This is a genomic window from Streptomyces murinus (assembly GCF_002154555.1).
GTDB classification, from domain to species: domain Bacteria; phylum Actinomycetota; class Actinomycetes; order Streptomycetales; family Streptomycetaceae; genus Streptomyces; species Streptomyces murinus.
Window position 1 is genome coordinate 1 of the sequence record NZ_MUNF01000039.1, and the last position, 5,862, is coordinate 5,862.

At 71.5% G+C, this 5,862-nt stretch carries 6 protein-coding genes and 1 pseudogene; 5 read left to right on the forward strand and 2 right to left on the reverse strand.

Features of this window, described 5'->3' with window-relative positions; all coding sequences use genetic code 11:
* Nucleotides 1-840 (forward strand): cysteine desulfurase/sulfurtransferase TusA family protein (locus CCN72_RS03340; protein ID WP_143664030.1); only part of this gene is annotated, 840 nt, incomplete at its 5' end.
* Between the two features lie 47 nt (nt 841-887).
* Here the strand turns inward: CCN72_RS03340 and CCN72_RS03345 are convergent.
* On the reverse strand, nt 888-1,862 hold the full coding sequence (locus tag CCN72_RS03345) for a carbohydrate kinase family protein (protein WP_085564358.1): 975 nt from the start codon (nt 1,860-1,862) through the stop codon (nt 888-890).
* Between the two features lie 130 nt (nt 1,863-1,992).
* On the opposite strand from CCN72_RS03345, the gene CCN72_RS03350 reads away from it, so the two are divergent.
* From CCN72_RS03350 to CCN72_RS03360, 3 genes are all read left to right on the forward strand, one after another.
* On the forward strand, nt 1,993-2,229 hold the full coding sequence (locus tag CCN72_RS03350; protein WP_086806253.1) for a hypothetical protein: 237 nt from the start codon (nt 1,993-1,995) through the stop codon (nt 2,227-2,229).
* Between the two features lie 162 nt (nt 2,230-2,391).
* Nucleotides 2,392-3,741, forward strand: coding sequence for a hypothetical protein (locus CCN72_RS03355; RefSeq protein WP_244174115.1), 1,350 nt, complete (start codon nt 2,392-2,394; stop codon nt 3,739-3,741).
* A gap of 180 nt (nt 3,742-3,921) precedes the next feature.
* Complete coding sequence (locus CCN72_RS03360; protein ID WP_086806255.1) at nt 3,922-4,941, forward strand: DUF4331 family protein; 1,020 nt, start codon at nt 3,922-3,924, stop codon at nt 4,939-4,941.
* 114 nt (nt 4,942-5,055) lie between these two features.
* Here CCN72_RS03360 and CCN72_RS03365 read toward each other — a convergent pair whose 3' ends face one another.
* On the reverse strand, nt 5,056-5,412 hold the full coding sequence (locus CCN72_RS03365; RefSeq protein ID WP_037652949.1) for an iron-sulfur cluster assembly accessory protein: 357 nt from the start codon (nt 5,410-5,412) through the stop codon (nt 5,056-5,058).
* 276 nt (nt 5,413-5,688) lie between these two features.
* On the opposite strand from CCN72_RS03365, the pseudogene CCN72_RS37850 reads away from it, so the two are divergent.
* Nucleotides 5,689-5,862, forward strand: a pseudogene (locus CCN72_RS37850) (quinolinate synthase NadA); the annotation flags it as partial.

Below are 5,862 nucleotides of genomic sequence, written 5' to 3' on the forward strand. Positions count from 1 at the left end.
CGCCCCACTTGTGCGCGCTGGTCGCTGCTCGCGGCCAGCGCGCACAAGTGGGGCGGCCCTTCGGGGGTCGGGCTGCTCGTCGTGCGCAAGGGGGTGCGGTTCGCCGCCCAAGGCCCGGCGGACGAACGGGAGTCGGGGCGCGCGCCTGGGTTCGAGAACATCCCGGCCGTCGTGGCGGCGGTCGCGTCACTGCGCGCGGTACGGGCCGAGGCGGCCCAGGAGTCGGTACGGCTGCGGGAGCTGACGGAGCGGATCCGGGCGCGGGTGCCGCGGCTGGTGCCCGAGGTGGAGGTGGTGGGCGACCCGGAGCACCGGCTGCCGGGGATCGTCACCTTCTCGTGTCTCTATGTCGACGGGGAGACCCTGCTGCACGAGCTGGACCGCGAGGGCTTCGCCGTCTCCTCCGGCTCCTCCTGCACCAGCAGCACGCTGACCCCGAGCCATGTGCTGAAGGCCATGGGCGTGCTCAGCGAGGGCAATGTCCGGGTGTCGCTGCCGCCGGGCGCGGCGAAGGAGGACGTGGAACGCTTTCTGGCCGTGCTGCCGGGGGTCGTCGCCGGGGTACGGGACAAGCTGGGCGCCCCCGCGGCCGAGATCTCCGCGGCTCCCGAGCCGGCCGTCCTGGTCGTGGACGCCCTCGGCAAGCGGTGCCCCATTCCGGTCATCGAACTGGCCAAGGCGTTCCCCGGCGTCCCCGTGGGCGGCACCGTCCGCGTCCTCTCGGACGACGAGGCGGCCCGCCTGGACATCCCGGCGTGGTGCGAGATGCGGGGACAGGAGTACGTGGGCGAGGAACCGGCGGACGGGGGAACGGCGTACCTGGTCCGCCGGCTCGGCTGACCCGCGCCGTCGGCGCGGGTACGGATCGCCGGCGCGGGTACGGGTCGTCAGCGCAGGTGCGTGCGGACCTCTTCGCCCGCCTCGTCGCCGTAAGCCTTCACGAAGCGCTCCATGAAGTGGCCGCGGCGCAGCTGGTACTCCTGCGTGCCCACGGTCTCGATGACCAGCGTCGCGAGCATGCAGCCCACCTGCGCCGCCCGCTCCAGCGAGACGCCCCAGGCGAGGCCGGACAGGAAGCCCGCGCGGAAGGCGTCGCCGACACCCGTGGGGTCGGCCTTGCGCTCCTCCTCCGCGCAGCCGACCTCGATCGGGTCCGCGCCGGCCTGCTCGATGCGCACGCCCCGCGAGCCGAGCGTGGTCACCCGGTGGCCGACCTTCGCGAGGATCTCCTCGTCGGTGAGGCCGGTCTTGGTCTGGATGAGGCCCTTCTCGTACTCGTTCGAGAAGAGGTACGTGGCGCCCTCCAGCAGGATCCGGATCTCCTCGCCCTCCATGCGGGCGATCTGCTGCGAGAAGTCCGCGGCGAACGGGATCGAACGGGACCGGCACTCCTCCGTGTGGCGGAGCATCGCCTCGGGGTCGTCGGCGCCGATCAGCACCAGGTCGAGGCCGCCCACCCGGTCGGCGACCGTCTTGAGCTCGATCAGCCGGGCCTCGCTCATCGCGCCCGTGTAGAAGGAGCCGATCTGGTTGTGGTCGGTGTCGGTGGTGCACACGAAGCGCGCGGTGTGCAGGGTGTCGGAGATACGGACCGACTCGGTGTCGACGCCGTGCCGGTCGAGCCAGGCCCGGTACTCGTCGAAGTCGAAGCCGGCGGCGCCGGCCAGGATCGGCCGGGTGCCGAGCTGGCCCATGCCGAACGCGATGTTGGCGGCGACACCGCCGCGGCGCACGTCGAGGTTGTCGACGAGGAAGGAGAGCGAAACCGTGTGCAGCTGGTCCGCGACGAGCTGGTCGGCGAACCGGCCGGGGAAGGTCATGAGGTGGTCGGTGGCGATGGAGCCGGTGACTGCGATGCGCACGACGGGGATTCTCCTGCGGGAGGCGGGATTGACAGTTCACGCTACCCGGTCAGGGGTCGGCGCTGTAGTTGACGAAACTACCCGATAGTAGATCTTTCTTCGCAGGCTCGATCGTGCGTACGGTTCCCTCATGACGAACCTCAAGGGCTCCTCGTCCGCCGCGTCCGGCACTCCCGTCTCCCCCGCCCCCGGAGATCTGGAGGGCGGCCTCGACACCCTGCGCGGCGACTGCGCCCGGATGGCCCGGCGCTGGCCGGCGCCCGCGCGCGGCGCGTCCCGCCCGGTGCCGCCGTCCCGCATCCACAAGGTCTCCGTGTCCAAGCGCTCCGTCCAGCTGCTGGACGGCATGTCCGACTACGGCGACTGATCCCGCTCACCCGTACGGCGTAGGCCCGGGAACCTCCCGCTCCCCTCCCTCGTCCCATGGTCGTCCCCTCACACGGGGCACGCGGGACACGGACCGGCGAGGAGCGATGCGGTGAACACGGAGCGGCCTGAGAACACGGGGGATGCCCCCGAGGTGCCAGACGTGCGGGAGGCGGGGCGTTCCCGACGGCGCTCGCGTGCCGTCGTCCTCTCCGCCCTGGCCGCCGTCCTGCTGATCGGCGGCGGTGGCGCGTACGTCGCGGCGAGCGACGGCCCGGACGGTCGTACGACCCCCACCGCGGCGGACTCCACCACTCCCCCGCCGCTCACCCTGGACGACGGCTCGGACCCCTACGGCGCCCACTACGTGGCCCAGGGCGCGCTGCCCCGGGGCCCCGGCTCGGCGGCGGTGTACGGAGCGGGGGCGGAGGTCCGCGCGGACCAGGTGCTCCGGCTGGCGAAGGCGCTCGGGGTGAGCGGGACGCCGGTGGCCGAGGGGCACGGCTGGCGGATCGGCGGCAAGGACGGTTCGGGGCCGACCCTCCAGGTGAACCGGGACGCGCCGGGCAGCTGGACCTTCAGCCGGTACGCGCCGGGCACCGACGACTGCAAGAAGGGCCCCCTGTGCGCGACCGGTCCGGTGGGTCCCACCGGGGCGCCGGTGAGCGCGGCGGTGGCCGAGAAGGCGGCGGCGCCGGTGCTGCGGGCGGCCGGCCTGGGCAGCGCCAGGACCGATGCCGGCCAGGTCATGGGCAAGCAGCGGGTGGTGACCGCCGATCCGGTGGTGGGCGGGCTGCCCACCACCGGCTGGGCGACCGGGCTGACGGTCAGCGGGCAGGGCGAGGTGGTCGGCGGGCACGGACTGCTGTCGACGCCGGTGAAGGGGGCGACGTACCCCGTCCTGGACGCGGAGAAGACTCTCGCGCTGATGAACGCGGCGCCGAAGGGCGACCACCGGATGGGGGCCGGGGGCTGTGCGAACCCGGGGCGGTTCGCGACGCGTCTGGACGGGCCGTGCGGGCAGGGGTCCCCGGCGCCATCCGGGACGGTCACCGTGGACAAGGCGGTGTTCGGGCTGGCCGCGCACTCGGTCGGCGGCCGGCAGACCCTGGTGCCGTCCTGGCTGTTCGCGACACGGGACTCGGGGACGGTGTCGTACCCCGCGATCGATCCCCGCTATCTGACCTCTTCGGCGGCCTCGGCGCCCTCGGCGTCCCCGACGGCCGGCCCCGGCAGCTCGGTCAAGGTCACCGGCTACACGGCCGACGACCGGAGCCTCACCGTGAGCTTCTACGGCGGCCTGTGCGCCGACTACACGGTGGCGGCCCGGGAGAGCGCCACCCGGGTGACGGTCACGGTCACCGAGCACCGGCAGGAGGGCAAGATCTGCCCGATGATCGCCAAGGAGTTCACACGGACCGTGCGGCTGAAGGCACCGGTGGACGGCCGGGCGGTGGTCGGCGCGGACGGCGCGCGCATCCCGCAGGCGAAGCAGGGCGCGTCGCGGCCGTAGCCCTCCCCTCCCTCCCCAAGGCCGGCTCCCGGGCCGGGGGGCGATCGCCTCCCGGCTGCCGGTGATCCGTTCGAGCGGTTGTCCGATGACCGCACCTTCGCCCTCGATGGCCGGATCGATATGACGGTTACCGTGACATTTCAGCGGTTTCCCGACGGGCGAGCAACGGAAGGGCCTGACATGTCCAACCACTTCACCGGCCTCAGTCTTGGACCACCACTCGGCGACCAACGTCTCGATCTGTGCGACCTCTACGCCTTCACGGCACCCGGCGATCCGAGCAGGACCGTGCTCATCCTCAACGCCAACCCCAACGCGGACGCCCTGCACCCCGACGCCGTGTACCGCCTGAACATCGACAATGACGGCGACCTGCTGACCGACGTCGCCTTCAGCTGGGTCTTCGGCCCGCCGGCGGCCGACGGCTCGCAGACCTACAGCGTCTACATGGCGACCGGCGCGGAGTCCCGGAGCCCCGAGGCGGTCGGCACGAAGATCGTCTCGGATGCCGCCGTCTCCTTCGGCCCCCGGGCCGATGTGGTCACCTTCGGCGAGTACCAGGTGGCCGCCGGAAGCCGCAGCGACGCCTTCTTCTTCGACTTCGACGGCATCAAGAATCTGTTCGACACCAGCGGCAAGCGGAACTTCACCGCGCCGCATCTGGGCGGGAAGTCCCCGTGGACCGGCGTCGACTCCAACACCACGGCCAATGTCTTCTCCATGGCCATCGAACTGCCGACGGCCGAGCTTGCGCCCCAGTCCGAACTGCGGATCTGGGGCCGGTGCAGCGTGCTGCGCGACGGCGAACTCGTCCACGCGGACCGGGCCGGCCACCCGTCGATCAGCAGCTTCTTCAACACCGACGACACGAAGGAGGAGTACAACGCGAGCGAGCCGGCGAACGACCGGGCCAGATGGACGGACCAGTTCGTCCATCTGCTGGGCCACACCGGCGGTTACTCGCGCGAGGAGGCGATCGCCGCGCTCGACGAGCACGGCATCCTGCCAGACGTGCTGCACTTCGACCCGTCCAGGCCCGCGGTGTATCCGAACGGCCGGACGTTCACGGAGGACGTCATCGACATCCGGGTCGCGTTCCTGACCAAGAACGAGGCGCCGCCCACCGGTCTGTCGCCGCACACCGACACCCTGGACCACTTCCCGTACCTCGGCGACCCGCACCCGGCGGCGGCCTCCTGACGGAGCCCGGCCCCCGAGGTCGTACGACAGAGGCGGCGAGCCCCCCGCACGGGGGCCGCCGCCTCTGTCTTCAGCCGATCTTCACACGCGATGGCGCCGGCTCAGCCGGATGATTTAGCTGAAGGAGTCGCCGCAGGCGCAGGAGCCGGTCGCGTTCGGGTTGTCGATCGTGAAGCCCTGCTTCTCGATCGTGTCCACGAAGTCGACGGTGGCGCCGCCCAGGTACGGGGCGCTCATGCGGTCGGTGACGACCTTGACCCCGCCGAAGTCCTTCTCCACGTCGCCGTCGAGGGCGCGCTCGTCGAAGAACAGCTGGTACCGCAGGCCCGAGCAGCCGCCGGGCTGAACGGCGACGCGCAGCGCGAGGTCGTCACGGCCTTCCTGGTCGAGCAGGGCCTTGACCTTGGCCGCGGCGGCGTCGGTCAGGATGATGCCGTCGCTGACGGTTGTGGTCTCGTCCGATACGGACATCTACATCTCTCCCGGGTTGTACGGAGACTGCTTGCCGACGAGTGCAACCGGTGCTTCCGCGGATTCATTCCGGGCCGGGCGCCACGTGGTCGCGATTTTGCTTTCTGCCCCTTCATGCTCGCATACGCGCGCGAAGGCGCACAGCGGCCCGCGGAGGGATCCGGGGCGGCCGGGCCGGGATTCACGTCACATGGACACGAGGGCCATCGTCAAACTGACGTGAAGCGTTTATGATAGATAGCGTCAGATAGACGAGAAATAGAAAGGGTGCGTGCCGTGACCACCGCCCAGACCCCGGAGCTCGACGTCCAGCCGACTCCGCTCGCCCTGTTGCTGCTCGGCCGCGAGGCCGACCCGAAGAGCGAGCGGGGTGTCGAGTGCCCCGGCGATCTGCCGTCGCCCTCCGACCCCGCCCTGGTCGAGCGCGCCCGCGCCGCCAAGGAGAAGCTC